Source organism: Pseudacidovorax intermedius, from assembly GCF_003350475.1.
Lineage (GTDB): Bacteria > Pseudomonadota > Gammaproteobacteria > Burkholderiales > Burkholderiaceae_C > Xenophilus > Xenophilus intermedius.
Genome location: NZ_QQAV01000017.1, coordinates 83,039 through 107,337 on the forward strand (window position 1 = coordinate 83,039; position 24,299 = coordinate 107,337).

A 24,299-nucleotide genomic window follows, 5' to 3' on the forward strand; every position below is an offset into this window, starting at 1 on the left:
CTGAGCTCTTCTCAACGACGCGCCGGCGGCGAGGCGGGCTGCGGCTGCGGCAAGGCGGGCTGCGGCTGCGGCTGCGGCTGCGTCGGTGTCGGTGTCGGTGTCGGTGTCGGTGTCGGTGTCGGTGTCGGTGTCGGTGTCGGCGATGGCGATGGCGATGGCGACGTCGATGGAGCCGACGCCTCGCCTGGTGCAGACGCCGCCCCCGCCTCCATCGACACCTCGCCCTGCGTCACCACGATGTCCACGCGCCGGTTGCGTGCGCGGCCGGCGGCGGTGGCGTTGTCGGCGACTGGCGCCGTGTCGCCGCGGCCGCGTGTCTGGATGCGGGCCGCCTGCACGCCGCGTGCTTGCAGCACGGCAGCCACGGCCGCGGCGCGCCTTTCGCTCAGCACCTGATTGCTCGGAAACTCGCTGGTGCGGATCGGCTGGTTGTCCGAATGGCCGATCACCTGCACCGTGCCCGTGACCTGCTTGATCTCTTGGGCTACCTTGTCCAGCACCGGCGTCAGCTTGGCGCTCACGCGGGCCTGGCCGGGCACGAACATGTCGTCGCCCTTGAAGGTCACGGTGCTGTGGCGGCCGTCCTCTTCCACGCTCACGGTGCCGCGGGCAATCTCGGGCGCGAGCAACTCCTTGAGCCGCAGCGGCCGGCCCGCTGGCGCGGCAGCCGACGCCGGCCGCATGCGCCCGATGTCGGCGATGCGCGCTTCCACATCGGCGCCCATGTGCACCAGCTGGTACTTGTACCAGCCGAACAGGGCCAAGGCGCCCAGCGACAGCAGCGAGGCCGTCACCCACACCGGCACGCTGCGCAGCAGCCGCAACTTGCCGGCGCGCTCGCCCTGCCAGTGCGGCGAGAGCTCGCGCGGCACCTCGCCGCGCAGCGAACTCAGCAGGGTCAGCAAGCGATGGCGGATGGTCTCCAGCTCGCGCCGGCCTTGCATGGCATTGCTGTAGCGGCCCTCGAAGCCCAGCCCCAGCACTTGATGGATCAGCTCCAGCAGGTCGATGTGCTCCTGCGGGCTGGCCGCCAGGCGCCCCACGAGCAGGAACACCCTCTCGCCGCCCTTGGCGTCATCGTGAAAGTGGGACGCCAGCGACATGCCCGCCCACACCCCGGCCGGCCCGGTCTGCTCGCCGGTGCCGCCATCCGGCGCGCCCCCCCAGGGCGTGCTATTGGCCGCCTCGTCGATGGCGGTGCACAGCACGTAGCTGGCGGCGACCATGTGCTCGTGCTTGAGCTGGGCGCTCGTGCACAGCGACTGGAAGACGCTGACGTCGCGGGCCAGCAGGCGCTGGAACACATCCACCTGCCGCCGCGTCAGGTCTTTGGGCATGTCGGCGAGCATGCGCAGCAGCGGCTGGGCGGCTTCGAGCAGCGGGTTGCGTGCGGCCTTCACGGCGGCGAGGCGGGCTTCGAAAGGAGGCTCGGGGGCCAGTGCCAGGGTCGGCTTGCGCGGCTCGGCGCGGGCTGCCGGCGGCGCCGCAGGCCGGTCGTAGGGCGCCATCTCGAATGAAGTGGTGGGTGCGGTGGTCATGGCAAAGCGGTCATTTCAGAAAGATGCGGGGAGATGGGCGGGTCCACGCTGCCGTTCAGCTCGCATCGAACACGCGCCGGTAGTGCAGATGCCCCCCGCGCTCGCGCCGCGTGGTCTGACCGGCGCCTACCACCAGGGCCATGCGCGACTTCGTGTCCAGCGCGGCCAGCAGGTCCTTCGTGTCCGCATCCGTGAGCACGGGAAAGTTGCGCCCGCCATCCACGATGCGTTGCTCGACCTTGCGCAGCGATTCGCCGCGGGCCTTCTTCTCCACCAGCGTCTCGTACAGCATCTGCCGATCCAGCGCCGTCGTCGGACCCAGCATGTAGAAGGTGGCGTGGGAGTCGTGCACCAGGGTGTCGAAAAAGTCGTGCACGTCCTTCGACAGAGGCGGCCGGGCCAAGGTATCGCGAATCTCGAGATACACCGGGTTCAGCTCTTCGGCGTACCCTGGCCGCGCCGCCCACGCCAGGGCGTCGCGCATCAGCTTGCGATCGAGCCGGTAGTCCTGCTCACTCTCGACCAGATCACGCTGATCCTGCGGTGATGCAAGCCTCACGCTTTGCAGCGCGTTGAAGCGGTCCCTCTCAGACACCTGCTCGCCCGTGTCCGACACCTGCTCGCGCCAGCGCCAGTAGGCTTGGGTGTGCGCCTTCATCATGGTCTCGGCCACGTCGGCCTTCACAGGGCAATCGCGCAGGTAGGCGTCATACAGGCGGGCCGTCTTGGGGGCGATCTGCATGTCGGCGATGACCGCGCCACCACCGGGCATGCTGCCCAGTTCGCCTTCGCTCAGCAGCGGCACTCCGGCCAGTCGCGCCTCCCGGTACATGTGGCTCAGCGGAATCTGCGACAGCAGTTCTTTGCGACCACCCCGCGACTTGCCCTGCGCGCCCGGGTTGTAGCCCCCGCCCACGTCCGAGTGCGCCCCCGGGTAGATCACCTCCAGGCAGTTGTTGGGGTACTTCCTGGGGCCCAGCCGCGTGCTGGACGACGGAAAGGCCAGGCGCAGTTCGTGTGCAGCCACGTAGTGCACCGTGCGCTCCACACAGTGCGGGATATCCATGGTGCCATTCGCCCAGCCGCCAAAGCCCCGCCAGAAGGGCGACGCATCGGCCATGCCCGCCGACGCCACCGTGTCGAACAGTCCCAGAAACTGCACCCGCAGTGGAATGCCGGCCAGGGCGTAGGCCGGCGCGTCCTTGCCGCGCAACTGCTTGATGGTGCCCGTGGGGTCGGGCGCGAGGATGTCTTGCAAAAAGTTGCAGAAGGCCCGGGCCTGCGCCGCACCGCGCGAGAAGCCGAACACCGAGAGGTTGATCAGCTTGATCTTGGGCAGCGGCCGGCGCTCCAGCGCCTCGCTCAGGCGTGCAAGCAGCGGGCGGAAGCTCCGGACCTTGGCCGAGCGATCCAGCGCCGCGGTGTACAAATCCAGTCCGGCGATTTCCTGGTCGATGGCCTGCGCCTGCTCGGGCGTGAGCAGGCCGCCCTTCTGCAGCCGCGCCTTGCGCCGGGCCAGTTCGGACCTGCGCACCTCGCATTGGGTCTTGGCCTCGTTGCAGTGCGCGTCCTTGCCCGCCTGATAGGCCGCCTGCGACTCCGGCGCGCTCAGTCCTTCGACGAAGTACCGGCGCTTGTCGCCGCGGGCGGCGCTGGTGGTGTTCTGGCTGTGCAGCGGCCACAGGCCGGCTTCCACACCTGCGTCGTAGTCGCTGATGAGGCGTCGATCTTCGTAGACGGCGCGGTGAATCGAGTTCACCAGCTGAATCAACGCCCAGTTGATACGCTGGTCACCGCCCTTACCGTAGGCCTTGCCATCGTCGCTCTCGGTCGATTCGCCCACCTCCATGAACCTGGTGCCGACACCCGGCACGTAGAAGCCGTAGTAGCCGTCCCCTGGCTTGTCCTTGTAGGTCTCGTACAGCGTGACGATGTTGGTGTGGCTGGGCGGCTGCTCGGCCTTGTCGCGTTCCAGGTTGTTGTTGGTGCCGTCGAAGAAGATGCCCACGTGGATAGGCTTCTCGCAGCTGTAGCCGCCGCTGGTGCCGCATGCAGCAGCGGCCTTGCGCGCAAACATTTCCTGAATGGTGAAGGGATCACTGCCCGAGCGGGCGTGATTCGGGCTCTGAGGGGTGGTCATGAAGAAAGGCTCCCTGTTCTTGATGCTCTGGATGACGTTCACTCGGCGGGCTTGGGACGCGGATCGACGGGATAACCGCGTCTCGATGGGTGCTCGGGGTTCTGTGGACCGGCGTCGTAGACCCAGATTTCCAACTCATCGTTGGGCAGGAAGAAGACCTGCACGCCATCCGGTTCTTCGTAGCGCTGCACCGGCACCGTCTTCTCCAGCGTGCGATGCTTGGCGCAGCAGTTCAACTGCTCCTCCCAGGACAGGTGCTTGCGCTGCTCGTAGGGTGTGGACCACCACCCCATGGTCCACTTCACCGTCATGGTCTGGCCCTCGTGCCATGCGAAGGGCAGGCGCACGCAACAGCTTTCCTTGCCGCCGCCTCCATAGGGCGGCAGATTGGAGCCATAACGGCCATCGACCCAGAAGCTCTCCACCCCTTCGCCCGTGAAGTTGTAGCCCCGCAGCGAGACGCCAATGGAGGCTGGCGAAGCCACCCGCTGCGCCGCCTCGGCCGCAGGGCTCAGCGGCTGCTCTTCCTTGGCATCCGACTGCGACGGCTTGCACGCCACCATGCCCAGACACAGCAGCAGCGCACACATCAGCCAGCGCAGGCTTGCGGTCGTCACGCGCATGCGAGCTCCCTCGCGTAGCCCATGTGGTCGGCGCCGGCATGGCTGGGCGGCTGCTCGGCCTTGTCGCGCTCCAGGTTGTTGTTGGTGCCGTCAAAGAAGATGCCCACATGAATGGGCTTCTCGCAGCTGTAGCCGCCGCTGGTGCCGCACGCAGCAGCAGCCTTGCGCGCAAACATTTCCTGGATGGTGAAGGGATCACTGCCCGAACGGGCGTGCTGCGGGCTCTGAGGGGTGGTCATAGAAGGGCTCCCTGTTCTTGTTGCTCTGGATGACAGTCACTCGGCGGGCTTGGGGCGCGGATCGACGGGGTAACCGCGTCTCGATGGGTGCTCGGGGTTCTGTGGTCCGGCGTCGTAGACCCAGATCTCCAACTCATCGTTGGGCAGGAAGAAAACCTGCACCACGCTCGGCTCGTCGTAGCGCTGCACCGGCACCGTCTTCTCCAGCGTGCGTTCGCTCCAGCAGCACCTGTGTTCCTCGTCGATGGTCATGTGTTTGCGCTGCTCCCATGGCAACGTGTAATGACCGATGGTCCATTTCACGGTCATCGTCTGACCGTCGTGCCAGGCGAACGGCAGGCGCACGCAGCAGGTTTCGCCGCCGCCCCCTCCATACGGGGGGAGATTGGCGCCATAGCTGCCATCGACCCAGAAGCTCTGCACCCCTTCGTAGGTGAAGTTGTAGCCCCGCAGCGAGACGCCGATGGAGGCCGGCGAAGCTGCCCGCTGCGCCGCCTCTGCTGCGGGGCTCAGCGGCCGCTCATCCTTCGCATCCGACTGCGACGGCTTGCACGCCACCATGCCCAAACACAGCAGCAGCGCGCACAGCAGCCAGCGAAGGGTTGCGGTCGTCATGCGCATGCGTGCTCCCTCGCGGAGCCCATGTGGTTGGCACTGCCATGGCTGGGCGGTTCCTCGGCCTTGTCGCGCTCCAGGTTGTTGTTGGTGCCGTCGAAGAAGATGCCCACGTGGATGGGCTTATCGCAGCTGTAGCCGCCGCTGGTGCCACAAGCGGCAGCCGCCTTGCGCGCAAAAATTTCCTGGATGGTGAAGGGATCACTGCCCGAACGGGCGTGCAGCGGGCTCTGAGGGGTGGTCATGAATGCGCTCCCTGTTCTTGTTGGCTTAGATGAGGGTCACTCGGCAGGCTTGGGGCGCGGGTCGACGGGGTACCGGCGTCCTGACGGGTGGTCTGGATGACCAAGGTCGTAGTCACTGACCCAGATTTCCAGCTCATCGTTGGGCAGGAAGAACACCTGCACCACGCTCGGCTCGTCATAAAGCTGCACTGGCACCGTCTTCTCCAGCGTGCGTTGGCTCCAGCAGCACCTGTGTTCCTCGTCGATGCTCATGCGCTTGCGCTGCTCCCAGGGCAACGTGTAGTGGCCGATGGTCCACTTCACGGTCATCATCTGGCCCTCGTGCCAGGCGAAGGGCAGGCGCACGCAGCAGGTTTCGCCGCCGCCCCCTCCATACGGGGGGAGATTGGAGCCATAGCTGCCATCGACCCAGAAGCTCTGAACCCCTTCGTACGTAAAGTTGTAGCCCCGCAGCGAGACGCCAATGGAGGCCGGCGAGGCCGCCCGCTGCGCCGCCTCTGCCGCCGGGCTCAACGGCTGCTCATCCTTCGCATCCGACTGCGACGGCTTGCACGCCACCATGCCCAGACACAGCAGCAACGCACACAGCAGCCAGCGCAAGCTTGCGGTCGTCACGCGCATGCGAGCTCCTTCGCCAAACCCACGTGGTTGGCATGGCTGGGTGGCTGCTCGGCCTTGTCGCGCTCCAGGTTGTTGGTGCCGTCGAAGAAGATCCCCACGTGGATGGGCTTCTCGCAGCTGTAGCCGCCGCTGGTGCCGCATGCAGCAGCGGCCTTGCGCGCAAACATTTCCTGGATGGTGAGGGGATCACTGCCCGAACGGGCGTTCAGCGGGCTCTGAGGGGTGGTCATGGAAGGGCTCCCTGTTCTTGTTGCTCTGAATCAAGGTCACTCGACGGGCTTGGGGCGCGGATCGACGGGATACAGCCGGCCCGAGGGGTGATCGGGATGGCCGAGGCCGTAGCGCGTGACCCAGACTTCCAACTCATCGTCGGGCAGGAAGAACACCTGCACGCCGTCTGGTTCTTCGTAGCGCTGCACGGGTACCGTCTTCTCCAGCGTGCGTTCACTCCAGCAGCACCTGTGTTCCTCGTCGATGCTCATGTGCTTGCGCTGCTCCCAGGGCAACGTGTAATGCCCGATGGTCCACTTCACGGTCATGGTCTGGCCCTCGTGCCATGCGAAGGGCAGGCGCACGCAACAGCTTTGTTTGCCGCCGCCTCCATAGGGCGGCAGATTGGCGCCGTAGCTGCCATCGACCCAAAAGCTTTGCACCCCTTCGTAGGTGAAGTTGTAGCCCCGTAGCGACACGCCGATGGAGGCCGGCGAAGCCGCACGCTGCGCCGCCTCGGCTGCCGGGCTCAGCGGCTGCTCATCCTTCGCATCCGACTGCGACGGCTTGCACGCCGTCACGCCCAGACACAACAGCAGCGCGCACAGCAGCCAGCGACGGGTTGCGGTCGTCACGCGCATGCGCGCTCACCCTCAAAAGCGGGAGCCATGCGCCAACGCCCGCCGAAATGCCGGTGCATCGGTCGTGGGACACCTAGGGCTCAAGGTATGGAGTGCGGGCTCGCGCGTCAGGGTCATGGGGGCGACAGGTCGAGGATGGACAGGTCCCGAAGAGGTGCTGACGCTATGCACGAGAGCCGTTGGCACTGTGGTCGCGCGCCTGCTTCCAGGCTTGACCAGGCAGCCTCGACAGGGATGCGGCCAGCGATCCCGGTGCTCGGCCCGCCTCGACGATGGCAAAGGCAACGTCTGGCTGTGCGTCGAAGGCGGCGCCACCGGCCAGCGCCGCCATGCAATAGGCCTCGAGGTCTTGAAAATGGCTCAGCCCGTGGCCGCGTGCACGCTTCAGCCGTTCGACCACGAAGGCATGCACGTCGCTGGGGCGGCCGCTTCCGAAGCAGCCGGGGTCTTGTTGGGCCAGGTTGTGGATGACGAGGTCGGCATCTCCCGCGTCGACCAGTGCCGCGAACTGCCCGGCATCGATATGCAGCACGGCGCTTTCGGGCGGCAGAGGCCGGTCGTCCGCAAGCTGCCGAGTCGCCGCCTGCCCTTCACGACGGCATGGAAACCAGACATAGGTGTCCGGTGGAAAGAGCATGTCCATCTCCGAGGGCCGGAGCACGTGGGCGAGCGCTTCAAGAACGCGGGTGTCGGCAAAGCGCAGGATCAGGCGCAGGTCATCCACCTCTACATGCAGGCGCGAGCGAAAGTGATGCCGCAACGCGTCCATGGCGCGACGGCTGCCAAGAAAGCTGCACATCGGCCGCCCACGGCGAAGCAGCGCAAGCTGTTGCAACTGGGCGCTCAGTACGGCTGGGTCGTTCGCGTTCAGTTCAAGCAACCAGGGTGCGACGCTGTCGAGTTCGGACAACTCGGTCCCGGCATAGAGTGACGCGGCTCGACCTTCGAAGCCTTGCACAAGGGCCGCGAAGCCCGCTTCATCGAACGCGGCGTCGACAAGCGCATAGAGCTGCAGAGAAGGATGAACGTGCCGAGCTTGTGCCCATGCAGCCTGAAAGGCGGCAACTGTCGCCGGACTGATAGGGTCCACGCCGTAGTACTCGGACATGCTCAGCTCCTCGCGAATGCCGAGCCGGCAGCCAGGGCGCGCAACAGGCACTCCTTGCACACCGTGTTGAGCTTCGGCTCCGGAAACTGCATCTCGGGCACAGGCAAGCTGGCGGGCCCGGTAAAGCTGTGGGTGGCGGCATGCTCGACCCAGCGGCCTTTGGTGCCGTTCTCGATGCCGCTGCTGTTCCAGCGCGTGTAGCTGGTCCCGCCGTTGATCAGCACTTCCTCTTGGGCGGTGATGCTGATCTTGTTGCCGATGAGCTCGATGTTCAGCTTGGCCATGATGTGGATGCTGTTCTTGAGCGCCTTGAGGTCGATGTCGCCCATGGCGGCCACGAAGCGCATGCCGGCGTTGAATGCAAAAAGACGGATGGCGTCCCTGGCGCTGGCGAGCAGGTTGGCGGCGGTGCTCAGGCTGAGGTGCTTGCCGCTGGTCAGTGCGGTGTGCTCGCCGCTGGCAATGTGGGTGCTGCGGCTGGTGGTGCTTTCGATGCCGGCCGGGCTGGCCAGCACGAGATGAGGCTCCTGCAGTTCGGGAAACTTCTGGTCCTTGGCACCGCTGCCCTGGATGACGTCGTTCTGCGCCTTCAGGACCTGGGAGACGTCGGTCTGGTCGGCGTCGCCGTCCTGGGCCGTTGCCTGCTGTGCGGCCTTGGCAAGCTGCTCATGCTGTTGCTGCGCCGTCGCCAGCCGCTCGACGGTTTCGGGCATGTGCTTGGCGTGGCCTGCCGCTCGCGCCCGCGGCTCAGTGGTGATGAGCATGCCGCTGCCTGCGCGATGAACGCCATGCCCTTCGGTATGCAGTTCGAAGCCCTCGCCCCTCGGCTCCTTGCGGCCGCCGTTGTCCTCGATGCGGGTGATGTCGCCAAGGCTCAGGCTCGAATGTTGATGGTCGCTCTTGAGCTGGGCCTGGATGTGCCCGACGCTGTCGTCAAGAATGAGATGGTTCGAGCGTCCGGCTGCGCTGTTGCCCCCGCCATCGACCAGCTCGCGGCTGCGGAAGCCGCTGAGCGCCTGCTGCTCAGGCAAGCGCCATGGGGGCAAATTCAATTGATTGAAGACCCGGCCCGTGCAGATGGGCAGATCCGGGTCCCCACCGATGAAGTCGATGATCACCTCCTGCCCGATGCGCGGCACGTGCATGGCGCCGAGCTGGTTTCCGGCCCAGTCGCTGGAGACACGCACCCAGCAGCTGCTGTGCTGGTTCTTCTGCCCAAGCCGGTCCCACGGAAACTGCACCTTGATGCGGCCCAGTTCGTCGGTCCACAGGTTCTGTCCCTCAGGACCGACGACCAGCGCGGTCTGGGGGCCGTGGGTGTGCGGCTTGGCATGGGTGATGTCCGGCCGCAGCGGCTCGTTCATCGGATGCGCGGTGAACGCCACGCTGACGCGCCATGCCTGACGCCGGTCCGCCAGGGCGCCGACGCCCTGGCTCTCCTGCGCGACGTCTTCGATCACGAAGTCGCTGTCGAGCACCAGGTATTCGGTGTTGGCACGCTGACGTGGATGCTTGCGCAGGGCGAAGGTGTGGCCTGGCACCATGCCGCGCAGGTTGCCCGTCGCTCGCGCCCGTGACCCCCGGGTGCGCAGCGCCTGCATGCGCAGCAGGGCCAGTTGCCCGCCTTCGGACTGCGGGTCGTTGGCGCCAGCGGCGCCCGCGCGCGGCTGGGCATAGTGGCTTCCGCCCACGGAGGCCTGCCATTGGTAGATCTCGCCGTCGGCCTGGCCGGTCGGGCGAGGATCCCTGCGGCTGGTGGAGAGGTCGGCGCGCGGGCGGGTGTAGTCGTAGTCCCGCGTGCTGTAGCGGCCAGGGGTCAGCTGGTTGTGGGGCACGAAGGCATGGATGTACTCCGCATCGATCTTCCAGCCCGGCGCGTGGTACTCGACCTGCTGGTAGGCGGCACTGGGGTTGCGCCGATGGCCGCCCAGGTTGTCGATCAGCACCAGCCGGTGCTTGCCCTCGCTGTGTTCGAAGAAGTAGTTGATGCCCCATTCCTGGCACAGGCGCTCGAAGAACTGGAGGTCGCTTTCGTTGAACTGGGTCTGGTAGTCGCGGAGGGGGTATTGCTCGATGAGGCGCCACTCCACGGGAAAGGCATAGTCGCCCAGCAGCTCTTCCAGGATGTCGACGACCGTCTTGTTCTGGTAGATCTTGCAGTCGGACGAGAGGCTGGCCAGATGCAGCCAGGGCCGCAGCGTGAAGCGGTACTGCAGGTGCCGGCCCTCTTCTCCCCACAGCTGCGCATCGGTGATGAGGGCGTTGATCTCACGCGTGCCGGCGCCGATGCGATGCGTGCTGGCGCCCACCTGCGCCGCGATGAATTCGCCAGCGCCATCGAGGTCGATCTGGCAGCTGATCTCCCGGCCGATGAAAGCATCGAGATCGAAATCCGACGCACCGACAGCCCCAAGGTTCAGGCCCTCGGGCGTCTTGAGGAGCAGCTCGTAAGCAAAGAGGTGGTTGAGTCCTTCGTTGCCCGACAGCCGCACCGGCTCCAGGGCCGGCGCGCCGAGGTGCTGCGGAATGGCATCGGACGTCACGCGCAGAGTACGAGACTTGAGCATGGGCACAGACTTTCAGTCGTTGATGCGGGACGCGTCCCGCGGGGACATCGCGGCACAGCCGGTGGGGTGCAGGCGCTCGGTCATTTCTCGCGGATGCCCCACAGCTCCATGCGCAGCCCCGGAAGCTCGCCGGCCACATGCAGGGCCAGGCCGCCGTGCCGCTCCAGGTGCGCCCACAAGGGGCCACGCGCTTCGAGCTGGAAGTAGACAAAGCCCGCGTTGAAGGGGATCTGCCGCGGCGGCACGGGCAGGGCCTGCAACGCAATGCCCGGAAGATGGGAGCGGATGAGCTCGGCCAGCCGGTCGCTCGGGCCGACCTTGCAACGCGCAGGAAACTGTGTGACCAACTGGTCGGGCGGCAGGTGTGCCGCGACGGCGAAGACGAGCCCGGCGAAACCCTGCAGTTCCGACGGATCGACACTGGCAAGCCGCACGCCGTTGGGCCGCTCCGACAAGGGAATGCTCTGTGCGCTGCGAACGAGCACCTCGTTGAGCAGCGCCTGGACGTCGCCGATCAGCTCCTTGAACGACGTGTACGGATCGACGTGCTGGTACGCCGGGTGCGCCTTAGGCCGGCGGGTGCTGGCCCTGACATAGGTGGAGAGCTCGCTGCTCATCGCGCGCAGCGACATGTACAGCACCTCGGGTGAAGTCTCGGGCACGCCGAGCCAATGCTCCAGCAGCGGTTCGTAGCGGTTGAGAACCTGCAGCAGGAGAAAGTCGGAGACCTCTGCCGCCTCGGTGGCGTTGCCATCGCTGCCGCTCAGCCGCGCCGCCAGCGATTGGGCGCGCAGCCGGCACAAGCCGTGCAGGTGGGTGATCCAGTCCTTGAGCAAGGTACTGCCGCCGTAGCCCGCCACGGGGGGAATGAGGTTGGCTTCGATGGCAATGCTGCCGTCCGAGCGCAAGGTGGTGACCTTGGTCAGCGGCAGGCCGATCCAGGCGCTGGTCATTTCGCGCTCGGGCAGCAGGCACAGCCTCAGTCGGGAGAGCTGCACGGTCTTGGGACCCTGGCCGACGGAGTTGGAGTCGCGCAGTTCGGTGTCGAACACCACGAAGCGGGCCAGCGATGCGGCGGCGCTGGCGACATCTTCGAAGGTGGTTTCCTCGCCGTTGGGCGTGCGGATGGGCACGGCCAGATAGATGATCTGGTCGAGGTGCTCCGGAAGAATGGTCAGCGGCGCCGGCGGAGGCGTCTGCCCTGGCGTGTCGAAGGGCGTGCCATCGGAGAACACACCCGCCGCACTGGCCAGCACCACCTTGCCCAAGGACAGCGACTCCGCGTCGATGGCATAGTGGCTGAAGCCCCAGAAAAAGGGCCCGAGCGTTGCAGCGCGCTTGTGGGCCAGAAGCTCCAGGTAGCGCTCTTGCTGTTGAAAGAGCTGAGGGCGCAGAAACAGGCCCTCGCTCCACGCGACTTTGTTGTACCAACTCATGGTTCTGTGCTTGCACGCTCGCCAGTCAAGTGGCGGCTTATTCGGTGGGGACCAGCCGGATGCCCTTGGCCTGCAGCTGGATCTGCAGCTTCAACTTGTTGGCGGGCACCACCATGCGGTACCACGCCGCCTCGGGTGCCGGGTCGACCTTGTGGACTGCACGCCAATCCGCCTGCGCCAGATCGCGATAACCAGCCAGGACGCCAAGGGCGACGATGTCCGGGTGTGACTTGCGGCGAAGGGTCTTCACCTCACCGGGCTTGAGGATGAACTCGTCCCGCACCAGTTGGTCGCTTCCAAGAAGGGCCTTGTCGTTGGACTGCAGCGAGAAATAGTCGCTCGACGTGAAGACGCCGTCCGACTTGAGCTCGTAGATGCGGACAAGGATGGGAGCGGCGCGCCCCTTGTCATCCGGGTTGACATCGGCTGCTGCACTGAGCGTGATGTCCAGTTGGGTCTGCTCGCGTGGCGCCGAATATTGCGCGTGCACAGGGCGTGAAGCGACAAACAACAACGAGCCCCATGCGCCCGCGGCAAGGACAAGACGGCGTCTGGATGAATGGCGCGATGAAAGCGGGGCCTGTTGCCATGCAACGGGCAGTCGAAGAAAGTCCATGTCGGGCCGATGCGAGGAGGGATAGCGAAACGCTGGGACGGCGGGGCACGTTCATGCCCTCGGCAGTTCCCAGCCAGAAGCGCTGCGACCCGGCACCGCCGGGCCTCACCGACGGATCAGGACTCCTTGTTGGCCTTGATGTCGTAGCCGGCGGTGACGGCTCCACCGCTGCCACCCTGGGCGTTCTGCACCGCGTATTCCTGCTTCAGCTTCGAGAAGGACAGGCGGACCCGCTCGCGCACACGCAGTTCGTCGTTGTTCGAGCCATGCGGCTGGACGCTGGTGATGATCACGTCGTTGAACGTGAACTTCAGGTACTCCAGCGGACTGCCGCCTGCCTTGCGAACCGTGAGCTTGGCCTCCTGGATGTGCTTGCCGGTCAGGCAGTACTTCATGAGGTTGGGGCTGGAGCGGTCCACATAGTGTTCGAACTCCAGGTCTTCGACCGTGGCCTTGCCGGCGCCGCCGCCCGAGCCGGCGTGCATGGTCGACTCCTGAAGCACACGCCAATTGAAGGCGAGCACCTCGATCTCGTTCTTGTGGTTGGCATCGCCGGATTCGCCCTCGATGCCGTTGATCTTGATGAAGATGTCCTGTGCCATGAATACTCTCCCTGAGCGTTGTGCTCGTTGACTGACTTTGAATGAGCCCCCGACGCCAGCCGGGAGCGTTGATGCGGCGTGACAGCGCCGCAAGCGGTGACGCCCTCTCAGGCGGCTTCTTTGAGGGACGGCAGCTTCGCGACCAGCCGCAGCGAGACGGTCAGGCCTTCGAGCTGGAAGTGCGGCCGCAGGAAGAACTTGGCGCTGTAGTAGCCGGGGTTGCCCTCGATGTCTTCCACCACCACTTCGGCTGCCGCGAGGGGGCGCCGTGCCTTGGTTTCCTGCGACGAATTGGCAGGATCGGCATCCACGTAATGCATGATCCATTCGTTGAGCCAGCGCTGCATGTCCTCGCGCTCCTTGAAGGTGCCGATCTTGTCCCGCACGATGCACTTGAGGTAGTGCGCAAAGCGCGTGCTGGCGAACAGATAAGGCAGGCGCGCCGACAGGTTGGCATTGGCCGTCGCATCGGGGTCCATGTACTCCTGCGGCTTCTGGAGCGACTGGGCACCGATGAACGCGGCATGGTCGGTGTTCTTGCGATGCACCAGCGGGATGAGGCCGGCCTTCGCCAGTTCGGCTTCACGGCGATCGGAGATGGCGATCTCGGTGGGGCACTTCATGTCGAAGCCACCGTCATCCGTGGGGAAGGTGTGGCAAGGCAGGTTCTCGACCGTCCCGCCCGACTCGACGCCGCGGATCATGGTGCACCAGCCGTAGAGCTTGAAGCTGCGATTGATGTTGACCGCCATGGCATAGGCCGCGTTGTTCCACACGTAGTTCTTGTGGTCGGCGCCTTCGGTCTCTTCCTCGAAGTCGAACTCGTCCACCGGGTTGGTCTTGGCGCCGTAGGGCAGCCGCGCCAGAAAGCGGGGCATGGCCAGCCCTACGTAGCGCGAGTCTTCGGTGTCGCGCAGCGAGTTCCAGGGCGCGTGCTCGAGGTTGGAGGTGATCTTGGCCAGGTCGCGCGGATTGGCAAGCTCCTGCCACGACTCCATGCCCAGCAGCGAGGGTGATGACCCGGCGATGAACGGGGCGTGAGCGGCCGCGGAGATCTTGGCGATCGCCCCCAGCAGCTCGACGTCCGGCGGTGTATGGTCGAAGTAGTAGTCGGCCACCAGGCAGCCGTAGGGCTCGCCGCCCAGCTGGCCGTATTCCTCTTCGTAGATGCGCTTGAAGATGGGGCTCTGGTCCCATGCGATGCCGCGGTGGCGGCGCATGGTGCGGCGCAGCTCGTCCTTCGACACGTCCATGAAGCGGATCTTGAGCTTCTCGTCGGTCTCGGTGTTGTAGACCAGATGGTGCATGCCGCGCCAGGCGGACTCCAGCTTCTGGAACTCCTCCTTGTGCATCACCAGGTTGATCTGCTCGGACAGCTTGCGGTCGATCTCGGCAATGATGGCCTCGATGCTGCTGTAGGCATCGTCGGTCATGGTCACTGCGTTGGCGAGTGCCTGCTCGGCCAAGGTGCGCACGGCCGCCTCGACGGCGTCGCGGGCTTCATCGGTCTTAGGCTTGAACTCCCGGTCGAGCAAGGACGAAAAGTCGGAGAACTCGACGTATTGCGTGGCGTGGGCTTCTTGGGTATGGCTCTGCTTCATGAGGCGTCTTCCCTGAACAAAAGATGGCGGAGGGACGTGTGCGTTCAGGCCGCCGACACGGCTTCATCGGCACCGGCCACAGGCTTGGGGGCCGACGCCAGCGACTTCATCAATGCGGGGTCCTGCATGAGCCTGTTGATCAGGCTCTCGGCGCCCGCCTTGCCGTCCATGTAGGTCTGCAGGTTGGACAGCTGGGTGCGCGCCTCCAGCAGTTGGCGCAGCGGCTCGACCTTGCGGGCCACCGCCGCTGGCGAGAAGTCGTCGATGCTCTCGAAGGTGATGTCCACCATCAGTTGCCCTTCGCCCGACAAGGTGTTGGGAACCGCGAACGCGACCCGTGGCTGGATCGCCTTCATGCGCTCGTCGAAGTTGTCGATGTCGATATCGAGGAACTTGCGCTCACCGACGGCGGGGAGCGGCTCTGCGGGTTTGCCGGAAAGGTCTGCGAGCACGCCCATCACGAAGGGAAGCTCGATCTTCTTCTCGGAGCCGTAGATCTCGACGTCGTACTCGATCTGCACGCGCGGGGCCCGATTGCGGGCGATGAATTTCTGACTGCTGTTGTTGGTCATGGAATTGCCGGCCGGACAGAAGGGCCGATGGGTTGAAGAAAATCCGCCGCAGTCCATGAAAACCTCGGCGGGCGGCAACAGGGGATGACGGCAGAGGTCAGGCCTGAAAGACTTGGCAGACGATCGAGGGCGCTCCGGCCGGGGACGCGGCAACGTCCGCGAAGATGCTGGCGATGCGCTGCCTGTCGCGCAGCGCGTCCAGCCAGCAGCGGGACAGCTGAGGCAGCAATTGCTGCTCGATGAATCCGATGAGGCGGCGGGCACCGGTCTCGTGGGTCCCGCAGTGGTCGATCACATGCTGGACCAGCGCTGGGCTGTAGCTCAGCGAGATGCCGTGCTGTTCCCTCATGCGCGCGACCACGCGGTCGAGGTGCAGCGCAACGATCCGGCCCAGAGCGTCCTCGGCCAGGGGCAGATACGGAATGATGGACAGCCGACCGAGAAAGGCTGCAGGGAACACCTGGCGAAGCACCGGCTGCAAAGCATCGCGCAGCGCGGCCGGCTCGGGAATCAAGGCCGGGTCTTCACACAGGCCGGCGATCAGTTCGGACCCCGTATTGCTGGTGAGAAGGATGGTCGTGTTGCGGAAGTCCACATGCCGCCCCTCTCCGTCCTCCATCGAGCCTTTGTCGAACACTTGATAGAAGAGCTCGTGCACGTCCGGATGGGCCTTCTCGACTTCGTCGAGGAGGATGACGCTGTAGGGACGGCGGCGCACCGCCTCGGTCAGCACGCCGCCCTCTCCGTAACCCACATACCCGGGCGGCGCACCCTTGAGCGTGGAGACGGTGTGCGACTCCTGGAACTCGCTCATGTTGATGGTGATGAGGTTCTGCTCGCCGCCATACATCGCCTCTGCCAGCGCCAGCGCCGTCTCGGTCTTTCCCACGCCGGACGGTCCGACCAGAAGAAACACGCCGACAGGCTTGCTCGGGTCCGACAGCCGCGCCTTGGCGATCTGCACACGTTCTGCAATGGCGGCGAGCGCATGGGGCTGGCCGATCACACGGCTGTCGAGCGTCGCCTGCAGTTGGAAGACTGCGGCGATCTCATCCTTGAGCATGCGGCCGACGGGAATGCCGGTCCAGTCGGCCACCACGGCGGCCATGATCGATGCATCGACGTGGGCGTGGATGAGCGGTACTTCTTGCTGCAGCTGCGCCAGTTGCGACTCCAGGGCCTGCAGTTCCCCAAATGGCACGGTGTGGCCGCGCTCCTGCGTGTCGGCCGCCTCTTGCCTGAGGTCTTGAACGCGCCGCACCAGCGCCAGCTCCGTGGTCCAACGCTGCGTGGCCTGCTCCAGCTCGGAGCGCGCGGCATCCAGGGACGCCTGAACCCGCGCCAGGCGCAGCGCGCCTTCGGGGCCGCCCAGGCCCATGACGCCCTCCTGGTCGAGAAGCCCGGATTCGACTTCGAGTGCTGCGATTCGATGCCGCAGATGCTCCACCAGAGCGGGAGGCGCGTGCAGGGACATGGCGACGCGGGCACATGCCGTATCAAGAAGGCTGATGGCCTTGTCGGGCAATTGGCGCGATGGGATATAGCGCTGAGACAGCGTTACCGCCGCGCGGACCGCCTCGTCGAGTACCGTCACGCCGTGGTGCCGCGCAAAGCCGCCGGCCAACCCTCGCACCATTTCGACGGCCGCGCGTTCCTCGGGCTCGAGAACCTGCAGCACCTGAAAGCGCCGCGCCAGCGCAGGATCCTTTTCGATATGGCGCTTGTACTCGGACCAGGTTGTCGCGCCGATGGTCCGCAGGTTGCCTCGCGCCAATGCAGGCTTGAGCAGATTGGCGACGTCGCCGGTACCGGCCTGCCCGCCTGCGCCGACCAGCGTGTGCACCTCGTCAATGAACAGGATGACGGGCTGCACGGACGCGGTCGCCTCCTCCAGCAACGCCTTCAGGCGCGCCTCGAACTCGCCGCGCATACTGGCTCCCGCAAGCAGGGCACCCAGGTCCAGGCCAAGCAAGCGGATGTCGCGCAGCGCGGGAGGCACCTCGCCGCAGGCAATGGCCACCGCCAGGCCTTCAACCACGGCCGTCTTGCCGACGCCCGCTTCGCCCGTCAGCAGCGGATTGTTCTGCCTGCGGCGCAACAGGATGTCGACCATCGTGCGAATCTCATGAGCGCGGCCAATGACCGGATCGATCCGGCCCGCGCGCGCCTGGTGGGTGAGGTCGGTGCAGTATTTGGCCAATGCGGATACGCCGGCTTCGGCTGCAGGCGCCGCGAGGCCGGGCTCCGCCGCCATCGGCGCTGCCGCACCGGAGACGTCGTGGGGCCCCTCGCGATCCTCTGGCGATCCGGCAATGATGGACAACCATGTGCGGGTCAGTTCATCCGCCGAGACCTTCCGCAGAGCGGGACAGATCGTGAGCAGGAGGCGGTGCAGTTCCGGCGCCTGCATCAAAGCCCCGAGCAACCAGGCGCTGCGGATGGAGGCGGAAGAGAACTCCAGGCTGGCGAGAACCCAAGCCTGTTCCACGGCCGGGATGATGTGATGCGAGAAGTCGCTCAGTGCCGTGGCACCCGCCGGCAACGCTGCGAGCGCCGTCGCCAGGCTCTGGTCCATCGACTGGGCGTCCACACCGTAATGCCGGGCAAGGCGATGCAGATCCGTGTCTGGCAATTGCCAGATCTGATGCAGCCAATGCGTCAGTTCGACGTAGGGATTGCCTCGCAATTTGGCAAAAGCTGCCGCCGATTCGATGGTGCGGAATAAGGTGGAATTGAGCTTTCCGAATAGAACTCTTCGGGATGTCGCCATAGCAATGCCATAGAAGATTTACGGCCTTGCCCCGAGGACAAGTACCGAATTGAAAGAAAATGAGCCGATATCTTTTTTCGCCCTTTTGAAAGGGCGAAATGGCTCCGATTCAATTCACTTCTTCAGCATCTGCGGGTGATGCGCTAACCCGTGTGGGCCACCGATGCAGCAGGCCTGCGCGGGGCTTAGGAGCAAAGTTGACACGGTGGCGCCCGGGCCGCACGGTGCGGGCCTGCGCTGGAACTTGCACTGCATTCAGTCCTCCCTGGACTCTTTTCTGAGTGCGCAGTTTTATCGCAACTTTCGGAAAAATTCCGGCACGCGGCTAGCCCGTTTGGCGAGCTTGACGATCGATTCGGCTATTCCGTGAATTATTCCCGGCCGGTGGCGCGCAACCCGTTTAAGGCTCGATCCGGCGCAAATGCCCCCTCGCTGGCCTCAACGGGGCTGCGCTTCACGCAAGGCCGCGGCGACGCGCAGTTCGCCGAGCCCCGATTCAACGTACGGTCTCTGTCAGTACTTCAGTGTCGCACTCTCACGCAGTTCTTCCGCCGTCGCCGTACCAAAGCCAAAGAACTCCAGATACGCCGGAATCATCTCGAACAGCATGTCCGTCCCAACCTGCACCTGGCAGCCGCGCGCCATCGCGGCCTTGAGCAGCGGCGTGTACTCGGTCTTCATCACCACCTCGCCGACGAAGGTGGTCGGTGCGATGCGCTCCACGTCGAAGGGCAGCGGGTCGCTTTCCTTCATGCCCAGCGGCGTGGCGTTGACGACCACGTCGTAGCCGGCAGGGTCCTTCGAGCCGGTGCTCACCGTCAGTTGCGGATAGTGCGCCCGCAGCCGCTCGGCCAGGCCTTCCACCGAGGCCGTGTTCAGGTCGAACAGCGAGAGGTGCGCCGCGCCTGCGGCGGCGATGGAGGCCGCAATGGCGCAGCCCACGCCACCCGCGCCCGAGACCAGCACACGCGCGCTGCGAAAGCTGCGGCCCTTGCGCTCCACGCCGCGCACGAAGCCGGCGCCGTCGAACTGGTCGCCGAGCAGCGTGCCGTCCTCGCGCAGCAGCACGGCGTTGCAGGCGCCGGCGATGCGGGCCGTGGGCGTGGTCTCGTGCACCAGCGACATGGTGGTCACCTTGTGGGGCATGGTGACCAGCGCGCCGCGGATGTTGCTCATCCTGAACAACAGCGGCAGGAAGGCCACGTAGTCTTCGGGCTTCACGCCCATCGGCACCACCACCGCGTCGATGCCCTTCTTGTCGAACCAGGGGTTGTAGATCATCGGAGCCTTGAAGCTCTCGGTGGGGTAGCCGACGTGGGCGATGAGGGTGGTCTTGCCGGAGATCATGGAAGCAGTCTGGAGGGGCGGAAGAACGCGAAAAGCGATCAGCCCTGGCGGCCCCGTGGCGCCTGGGCGATCTCGGCCTGGAGCTCGGCCGGGTAGATGATCTGCCGCAGAAAGCCGGCGTCCTCGCGCACGAGGGCCGCGGCTTGCGGCAGGTCGAAGTAGTCGAAGTAGTGGGCCATCTGCTGGATCAGCATCTCGAAGCCGGGCTGGGCCTGCAGACCACGCGCCCGCGCGGCACGCACCAGCGGTGTGGGCTGGCCGCGCAGCAGGATGTCGAACACGGCCGCGTGCGGCGCCATGCGGGTGACGTCGCAGGGCAGCGCTTCTTCGCCCTGCAGGCCGACCTGGGTGGCGTTGATGACCAGGTCGTAGCACGACGGATCGGCCGAGGTCGCCGAGACCACCTCGGCGTCGAAGGCGGCATCGATGCGGGCTGCGGTGCCCGCGGCCTTGCCCGCGGCCGGGTCATAGAAGGCGATGTGGCGCGCGCCGTCGTCGCCGCCGCCTTCGGCCAGCGACACGCCGATGGCCGCCGCGCTCACGCCCGCGCCCAGAATCAGCACGCGCTGCCCGCGGAAAGGAATGCCGAACCAGTCCAGCGCACCCACGATGCCTTCGCCATCGAACAGGTCGCCTTCGAGTTCTCCGCTTTTCGTGCGGCGCACGATGTTGACCGAGCCCGCCACCCGCGCGAACAGGCCGCAGCCGTCGAGCAGGTCCACCGCCAGCGGCTTGTGAGGCGGTGCGATCAGCATGCCCCGGACGTTGTGGCCCAGGAAGCTGGCCTTGAGCCACACGGCGAAATCACGGGCGCGTACCTGCACCGGCACCATCACGGCATCAATGCCGCAGCGCTCGAAGACGGCGTTGAACATGCGCGGCAGGCGCACATTGGTGACGGGATCGCCAGGGATGAGGTAGAGGTCGGTCTTGCCGGTGATGGAAGCCATCGGGTCGTTCACTCCAGGAGTCGGATGCGCCAGTCGGATCGGGATCGAGGCCGCAAGAACAACGGCCCGGACTGTAGACAGCAGGGTGCGGCGCCGTCAGTCGGGGGCGGATCCCGGCGTTCGATAATCGCCCAGCACTGAACGATCAACGAACGTCTTAAGGGTTTGTACGTGGTCCCCCACCGACTTGCCTCCCCCCCCGTCTCCGAGCCATCGCACCAGGACGAAAGCCCCGATTCTCCGTCCTCCCCCGCAGGGGGTGCACAGGACGGCCAAGCGCCCGCCGGCCTGGACCGGCGCGACTGGATCGCCGGCCTGGAGCGCGGCGTCGGCATCATCGAGGCCTTCGACGACGCCCATCCCCGCATGACGGCCAGCGAGGCCGGCCAGCGCACCGGCCTCACGCGCACGGCGGCGCGGCGCTACCTGCTGACGCTGCAGCACATGGGCTACGTGGCCAGCGACGGCAAGCTGTTCTGGCTCACGCCGCGCGTGTTGCGGCTCGGCCAGTCGTACCTCGATTCGGCGCGGCTGCCGCGCATTGCACAGCCCTTCCTGCAGCGCGTGGCCGTCGGCACGCACGAGACGGCCTACCTCAGCGTGCTGGACGGCGACGACGTGGTCTACATCGCCCGCAACGGGCCGCAGCGGCAGATGAGCACCGGCTACGTGCTGGGCGCACGCGTGCCCGCGCAGGTGACGGCGGCCGGGCTGCTCATGCTGGCCCTGTTGCCCGAGGCCGCTTCGGCGGCCTGGTGGGCCGCACGCAAGCTGCAGGTGTTCACCTCCTTCACGCTGGCCGACCCCGCCGACCTGCGGCGCGAGATGGCCCGCGTCAAGGCCCAGGACTGGGCGCTGTCCGAACAGCAGCTGGACCTGAATTCACGCGGCATCGCCGTGCCGCTGCGCGACCGGCGCGGCGACGTGCATGGCGCCCTGAACATCACGATGCCCATGGGCCAGGAAAGTACCGAGGCTGCCGTGGTCCGCGTGCTGCCGGTGCTGCGCGAGGCCGCGCAGGCGATGCGCAATTTGATCTGAGCCTCAGAGGCCGACGGCGAGGCCGCTCAGCAGAAGGCCGGCCCCCCAGACCGCCGGCATGCGCCACGACGTGGCCCGTGCCTCCACCCGTTCATGCAGCGTGCGTGCCGCGCCGACAGAGAGCACGAAGGCAGCGACCAGCGCACCGAGCGCCTGCCACGGCGCCACTTGCTCCAGGTTGATCTGCGCCGAAGCGCTCACAAGCAAGAGGACGGGGAAATGAATGAGGAACAGCGCATACGACCACGCTCCCATGCGCTGAAGCGGCGACCACACCTGCACGGCGAGCCAGCCACGAGGCTGCGCCAGAACAAGAAACAGACTGGCGATCAAGGCGATGGCGACGCGGCTGCGCCAGTCGATCCACAACGCAACACCCCCAAGCAGGGCCAGGACCAGCAATGCAGCGATGCGCCCGCGTCGCGCCCGCAGCCGCCCCGCCCAGAAGGCCAGCATTCCGAGGCCATAGCTGCCGAAGAAGTAGAGGCCCGTCTCGTCCAGCACGCTGTGACGGTTGAACACCACCAGCGAGGTTGACGTCAGCCCCGCCACCATGAGCACCGTCAGCGCACGGGCCACCTTGACATCGAGCCGGCCCTGCCGTCGCCACAAGGCTGCCACCCAGAACAGCAGGAGCGCCAGCCCATACAGCTGGAAGTCGACCGCCACGTACCACACGCCGGTGGACAGCGCGGGCTGGTTCAGCAGGTCCTGCAGCAGCAGCGCATGGGCCACCATCTGGACCAACGACGGCTGGCCCGGCACGTCGTCGCCCGGCAGCGCCGGACGCACGAGGGCTTCCACGAGCACGCAGGCCACCAGGGCCGCCAGATAGGGCGAAGCCAGCCGCACGTAGCGCTGGACAAGCCGCAGGCCGGGATGCCCCGCACGCAGCTCGCCCTCGGGTGCCAGGCTGGCCGCCGTCAGGAAGCCACCCAGCACCAGGAAGACCTGCACCGCCAGCCGGCCCTCACGCGCCAGGACCTCGAACAGCGTTGGCGCCAACGGCCAAGCCGCCACGGGCAAGGGCCCGTAGCGGCTGAAGTGATGGGCCACGATCAGCAGGCAGGCCAGTGCCTTGAGTGCGTCGATCAGGGGCCAGCGCGGCGGCGGCACGCGGCCGCCAGCGGCAGGGTTCAAAGTGCCAGGCGACGGCGGGCTTCTTCGTACTCGCGGCGCAGCGTCGCGACGAAGTCGGCCGTGGGCTGCACCTTCTTGATGGCGCCGATGCCCTGACCAGAACCCCAGATGTCCTTCCAGGCCTTGGCCTTGCTGCCCTCGCCCGATGCGAAGTTCATCGTCTTGACGTCGCCCTCGGGCAGATTGGCTGGGTCCATGCCCGCCGCCACGATGCTGGGCGCCAGGTAGTTGCCATGCACGCCGGTGAACAGGCTGGAGTAGACGATGTCGTCCGAGTTGCTGTCGACGATGGCCTGCTTGTAGGCGTCGCTCGCGCGGGCTTCGTCGGTGGCGATGAAGGCACTGCCGATGTAGGCGAAGTCCGCGCCCATGGCCTGGGCGGCCAGCACCGCACCGCCGGTGGCGATGGAGCCCGACAGCGCGACAGGGCCATCGAACCACTCGCGGATCTCCTGAATCAGCGCGAAGGGGCTCTTCACGCCCGCATGGCCACCGGCACCGGCCGCAACGGCGATCAGGCCGTCAGCCCCCTTCTCGATGGCTTTCTTGGCAAAGGTGTTGTTGATCACGTCGTGCAGCGTCACGCCGCCGTAGCTGTGCACCGCCTCGTTGACGTCGGTGCGCGCGCCCAGGGACGTGATGATGATCGGCACTTTGTACTTCACCACCAGCTCCATGTCGTGCTCGAGCCGGTCATTGCTCTTGTGGACGATCTGGTTGATGGCGAAGGGCGCGGCCGGCTTGTCGGGGTTGGCCTTGTTGTAGGCCGCCAGCTCTTCGGTGATCTCGGCCAGCCATTCGTCCAGCTGCGCTGCGGGGCGCGCGTTGAGGGCGGGCATCGAGCCGACGACGCCGGCCTTGCATTGGGCGATCACCAGCTTGGGGTTGCTGATGATGAACAGGGGCGAGCCGATGATGGGCAGCGGCAGGTGGGCAAGCGCGCCGGGCAGTCTGGACATGGGAAAGTCTCCTCTCGTGTGAATCGATGGTTCGGGCGAAGTTATAGGGGCCGGCCGCCGCGCCCGCAATCCGATGGGCGACAGGCGGGCATGGCCGGCGGCGGCCTCAGAAGGCCTCGAGCGGCAGGGCCGTGACGCTGGCCGCCCCGCCTACGATGGCGTCGCGCGTGGCGCGGGCCTTCACCAGGATGTGCTCGGCATAGAAGCGCGCCGTGGCGACCTTGGCCTGCATGAAAGCGGCGTCCTGCGCCTGGGCCTCGGGCGTGATCGCCACCAGCAGCGAGCGCGCCAGCTGCCAGCCGGCCACCAGGTTGCCGGCCAGCATCAGGTAGGGCACGCTGCCCGCGTACACCGCATTCGGGTCGCCCTTGGCCTGGTCGGCGATGAAGTCCACCACGTCCAGGTAGGCCTCGCGGGCCGCCTTCAGGCGCTGCGCCACGGCCGTCGCGTCGTCGCTGGCGCTGGCCAGCAGCTCGGCCTCGGTCTTCTCGATCTGCGCTGCGATGGCGCGCGCGGCCTGGCCGCCGTCGCGGGCCGTCTTGCGGCCCACCAGGTCGTTGGCCTGGATGGCGGTCGTGCCTTCGTAGATGGTCAGGATCTTGGCGTCGCGGTAGTACTGGGCGGCGCCGGTCTCCTCGATGAAGCCCATGCCACCGTGCACCTGCACGCCCAGGCTGGTCACCTCCAGGCTCATCTCGGTGCTGTAGCCCTTGACCAG

Annotated in this window: 23 protein-coding genes; 1 reads left to right on the plus strand and 22 read right to left on the minus strand. The window is 66.3% G+C overall.

Annotated features, from left to right (window positions below; genetic code table 11):
* Nucleotides 1-11 precede the first annotated feature (11 nt).
* The 19 genes from tssL to DFR41_RS26270 form a co-directional block, all read right to left on the minus strand.
* A complete protein-coding gene (gene tssL, locus DFR41_RS26185; protein WP_114804894.1) occupies nucleotides 12-1,538 on the minus strand; it encodes a type VI secretion system protein TssL, long form in 1,527 nt (508 codons plus the stop codon).
* 55 nt (nucleotides 1,539-1,593) lie between these two features.
* Nucleotides 1,594-3,678 carry a T6SS phospholipase effector Tle1-like catalytic domain-containing protein gene (locus tag DFR41_RS26190; RefSeq protein ID WP_147284444.1) on the minus strand — a complete coding sequence of 695 codons (2,085 nt, stop codon included), beginning with the start codon at nucleotides 3,676-3,678 and terminating at the stop codon, nucleotides 1,594-1,596.
* Nucleotides 3,679-3,716: 38 nt separating this feature from the next.
* Nucleotides 3,717-4,301, minus strand: coding sequence for a DUF3304 domain-containing protein (locus tag DFR41_RS26195; protein ID WP_114804896.1), 585 nt, complete (start codon nucleotides 4,299-4,301; stop codon nucleotides 3,717-3,719).
* Entirely contained in the window at nucleotides 4,292-4,540 is a 249-nt protein-coding gene (locus DFR41_RS26200) for a hypothetical protein (RefSeq protein ID WP_147284445.1), read from the minus strand. The genes DFR41_RS26195 and DFR41_RS26200 overlap by 10 nt, the downstream gene beginning before the upstream one ends.
* A 36-nt stretch (nucleotides 4,541-4,576) precedes the next feature.
* The gene (locus tag DFR41_RS26205; protein ID WP_114804898.1) at nucleotides 4,577-5,161 is read right to left on the minus strand and encodes a DUF3304 domain-containing protein; all 585 of its coding nucleotides are present in this window, start codon (nucleotides 5,159-5,161) and stop codon (nucleotides 4,577-4,579) included.
* Nucleotides 5,152-5,400 carry a hypothetical protein gene (locus tag DFR41_RS26210; RefSeq protein WP_114804899.1) on the minus strand — a complete coding sequence of 83 codons (249 nt, stop codon included), beginning with the start codon at nucleotides 5,398-5,400 and terminating at the stop codon, nucleotides 5,152-5,154. Before DFR41_RS26210 ends, DFR41_RS26205 begins: the two co-directional genes overlap by 10 nt.
* Nucleotides 5,401-5,436: 36 nt before the next feature.
* On the minus strand, nucleotides 5,437-6,021 hold the full coding sequence (locus DFR41_RS26215) for a DUF3304 domain-containing protein (RefSeq protein WP_170159480.1): 585 nt from the start codon (nucleotides 6,019-6,021) through the stop codon (nucleotides 5,437-5,439).
* Entirely contained in the window at nucleotides 6,012-6,251 is a 240-nt protein-coding gene (locus DFR41_RS27830; RefSeq protein ID WP_170159481.1) for a hypothetical protein, read from the minus strand. The genes DFR41_RS26215 and DFR41_RS27830 overlap by 10 nt, the downstream gene beginning before the upstream one ends.
* A gap of 36 nt (nucleotides 6,252-6,287) precedes the next feature.
* Nucleotides 6,288-6,872 carry a DUF3304 domain-containing protein gene (locus DFR41_RS26220; protein ID WP_114804901.1) on the minus strand — a complete coding sequence of 195 codons (585 nt, stop codon included), beginning with the start codon at nucleotides 6,870-6,872 and terminating at the stop codon, nucleotides 6,288-6,290.
* Nucleotides 6,873-7,035: 163 nt separating this feature from the next.
* The gene (locus DFR41_RS26225) at nucleotides 7,036-7,980 is read right to left on the minus strand and encodes a DUF4123 domain-containing protein (RefSeq protein ID WP_114804902.1); all 945 of its coding nucleotides are present in this window, start codon (nucleotides 7,978-7,980) and stop codon (nucleotides 7,036-7,038) included.
* A gap of 2 nt (nucleotides 7,981-7,982) precedes the next feature.
* Nucleotides 7,983-10,547, minus strand: coding sequence for a type VI secretion system Vgr family protein (locus tag DFR41_RS26230; RefSeq protein ID WP_114804903.1), 2,565 nt, complete (start codon nucleotides 10,545-10,547; stop codon nucleotides 7,983-7,985).
* 80 nt (nucleotides 10,548-10,627) lie between these two features.
* On the minus strand, nucleotides 10,628-11,983 hold the full coding sequence (gene tssK / locus DFR41_RS26235; RefSeq protein ID WP_114804904.1) for a type VI secretion system baseplate subunit TssK: 1,356 nt from the start codon (nucleotides 11,981-11,983) through the stop codon (nucleotides 10,628-10,630).
* Between the two features lie 37 nt (nucleotides 11,984-12,020).
* Nucleotides 12,021-12,599, minus strand: a complete 579-nt coding sequence (gene tssJ / locus DFR41_RS26240) for a type VI secretion system lipoprotein TssJ (RefSeq protein ID WP_081682349.1) — start codon at nucleotides 12,597-12,599, stop codon at nucleotides 12,021-12,023.
* Nucleotides 12,600-12,715: 116 nt separating this feature from the next.
* Nucleotides 12,716-13,201: an Hcp family type VI secretion system effector gene (locus tag DFR41_RS26245; protein ID WP_017760962.1), complete on the minus strand. Its 486-nt coding sequence runs from the start codon at nucleotides 13,199-13,201 to the stop codon at nucleotides 12,716-12,718.
* Nucleotides 13,202-13,308: 107 nt separating this feature from the next.
* Nucleotides 13,309-14,802 carry a type VI secretion system contractile sheath large subunit gene (gene tssC, locus DFR41_RS26250; protein ID WP_017760961.1) on the minus strand — a complete coding sequence of 498 codons (1,494 nt, stop codon included), beginning with the start codon at nucleotides 14,800-14,802 and terminating at the stop codon, nucleotides 13,309-13,311.
* A 44-nt stretch (nucleotides 14,803-14,846) separates the two neighbouring features.
* A complete protein-coding gene (gene tssB / locus DFR41_RS26255) occupies nucleotides 14,847-15,374 on the minus strand; it encodes a type VI secretion system contractile sheath small subunit (RefSeq protein ID WP_114804905.1) in 528 nt (175 codons plus the stop codon).
* A gap of 97 nt (nucleotides 15,375-15,471) precedes the next feature.
* On the minus strand, nucleotides 15,472-18,144 hold the full coding sequence (gene tssH, locus DFR41_RS26260; RefSeq protein WP_114804906.1) for a type VI secretion system ATPase TssH: 2,673 nt from the start codon (nucleotides 18,142-18,144) through the stop codon (nucleotides 15,472-15,474).
* Between the two features lie 513 nt (nucleotides 18,145-18,657).
* Nucleotides 18,658-19,491 carry a shikimate dehydrogenase family protein gene (locus DFR41_RS26265; RefSeq protein WP_114804907.1) on the minus strand — a complete coding sequence of 278 codons (834 nt, stop codon included), beginning with the start codon at nucleotides 19,489-19,491 and terminating at the stop codon, nucleotides 18,658-18,660.
* A 38-nt stretch (nucleotides 19,492-19,529) separates the two neighbouring features.
* On the minus strand, nucleotides 19,530-20,441 hold the full coding sequence (locus DFR41_RS26270; protein WP_114804908.1) for a shikimate dehydrogenase family protein: 912 nt from the start codon (nucleotides 20,439-20,441) through the stop codon (nucleotides 19,530-19,532).
* A 288-nt stretch (nucleotides 20,442-20,729) separates the two neighbouring features.
* Here DFR41_RS26270 and DFR41_RS26275 point away from each other — a divergent pair, with 288 nt between their 5' ends.
* Entirely contained in the window at nucleotides 20,730-21,482 is a 753-nt protein-coding gene (locus DFR41_RS26275) for an IclR family transcriptional regulator domain-containing protein (RefSeq protein WP_114804915.1), read from the plus strand.
* A 3-nt stretch (nucleotides 21,483-21,485) separates the two neighbouring features.
* Here the strand turns inward: DFR41_RS26275 and DFR41_RS26280 are convergent, their stop codons facing one another.
* From DFR41_RS26280 to DFR41_RS26290, 3 genes are all read right to left on the minus strand, one after another.
* On the minus strand, nucleotides 21,486-22,622 hold the full coding sequence (locus DFR41_RS26280; protein ID WP_244917888.1) for an acyltransferase family protein: 1,137 nt from the start codon (nucleotides 22,620-22,622) through the stop codon (nucleotides 21,486-21,488).
* A complete protein-coding gene (locus tag DFR41_RS26285; protein ID WP_017760954.1) occupies nucleotides 22,619-23,581 on the minus strand; it encodes an NAD(P)H-dependent flavin oxidoreductase in 963 nt (320 codons plus the stop codon). The genes DFR41_RS26280 and DFR41_RS26285 overlap by 4 nt, the downstream gene beginning before the upstream one ends.
* Before the next feature lie 106 nt (nucleotides 23,582-23,687).
* Nucleotides 23,688-24,299: acyl-CoA dehydrogenase C-terminal domain-containing protein (locus DFR41_RS26290; RefSeq protein ID WP_147284446.1), on the minus strand; the 612-nt coding region annotated here is incomplete at its 5' end.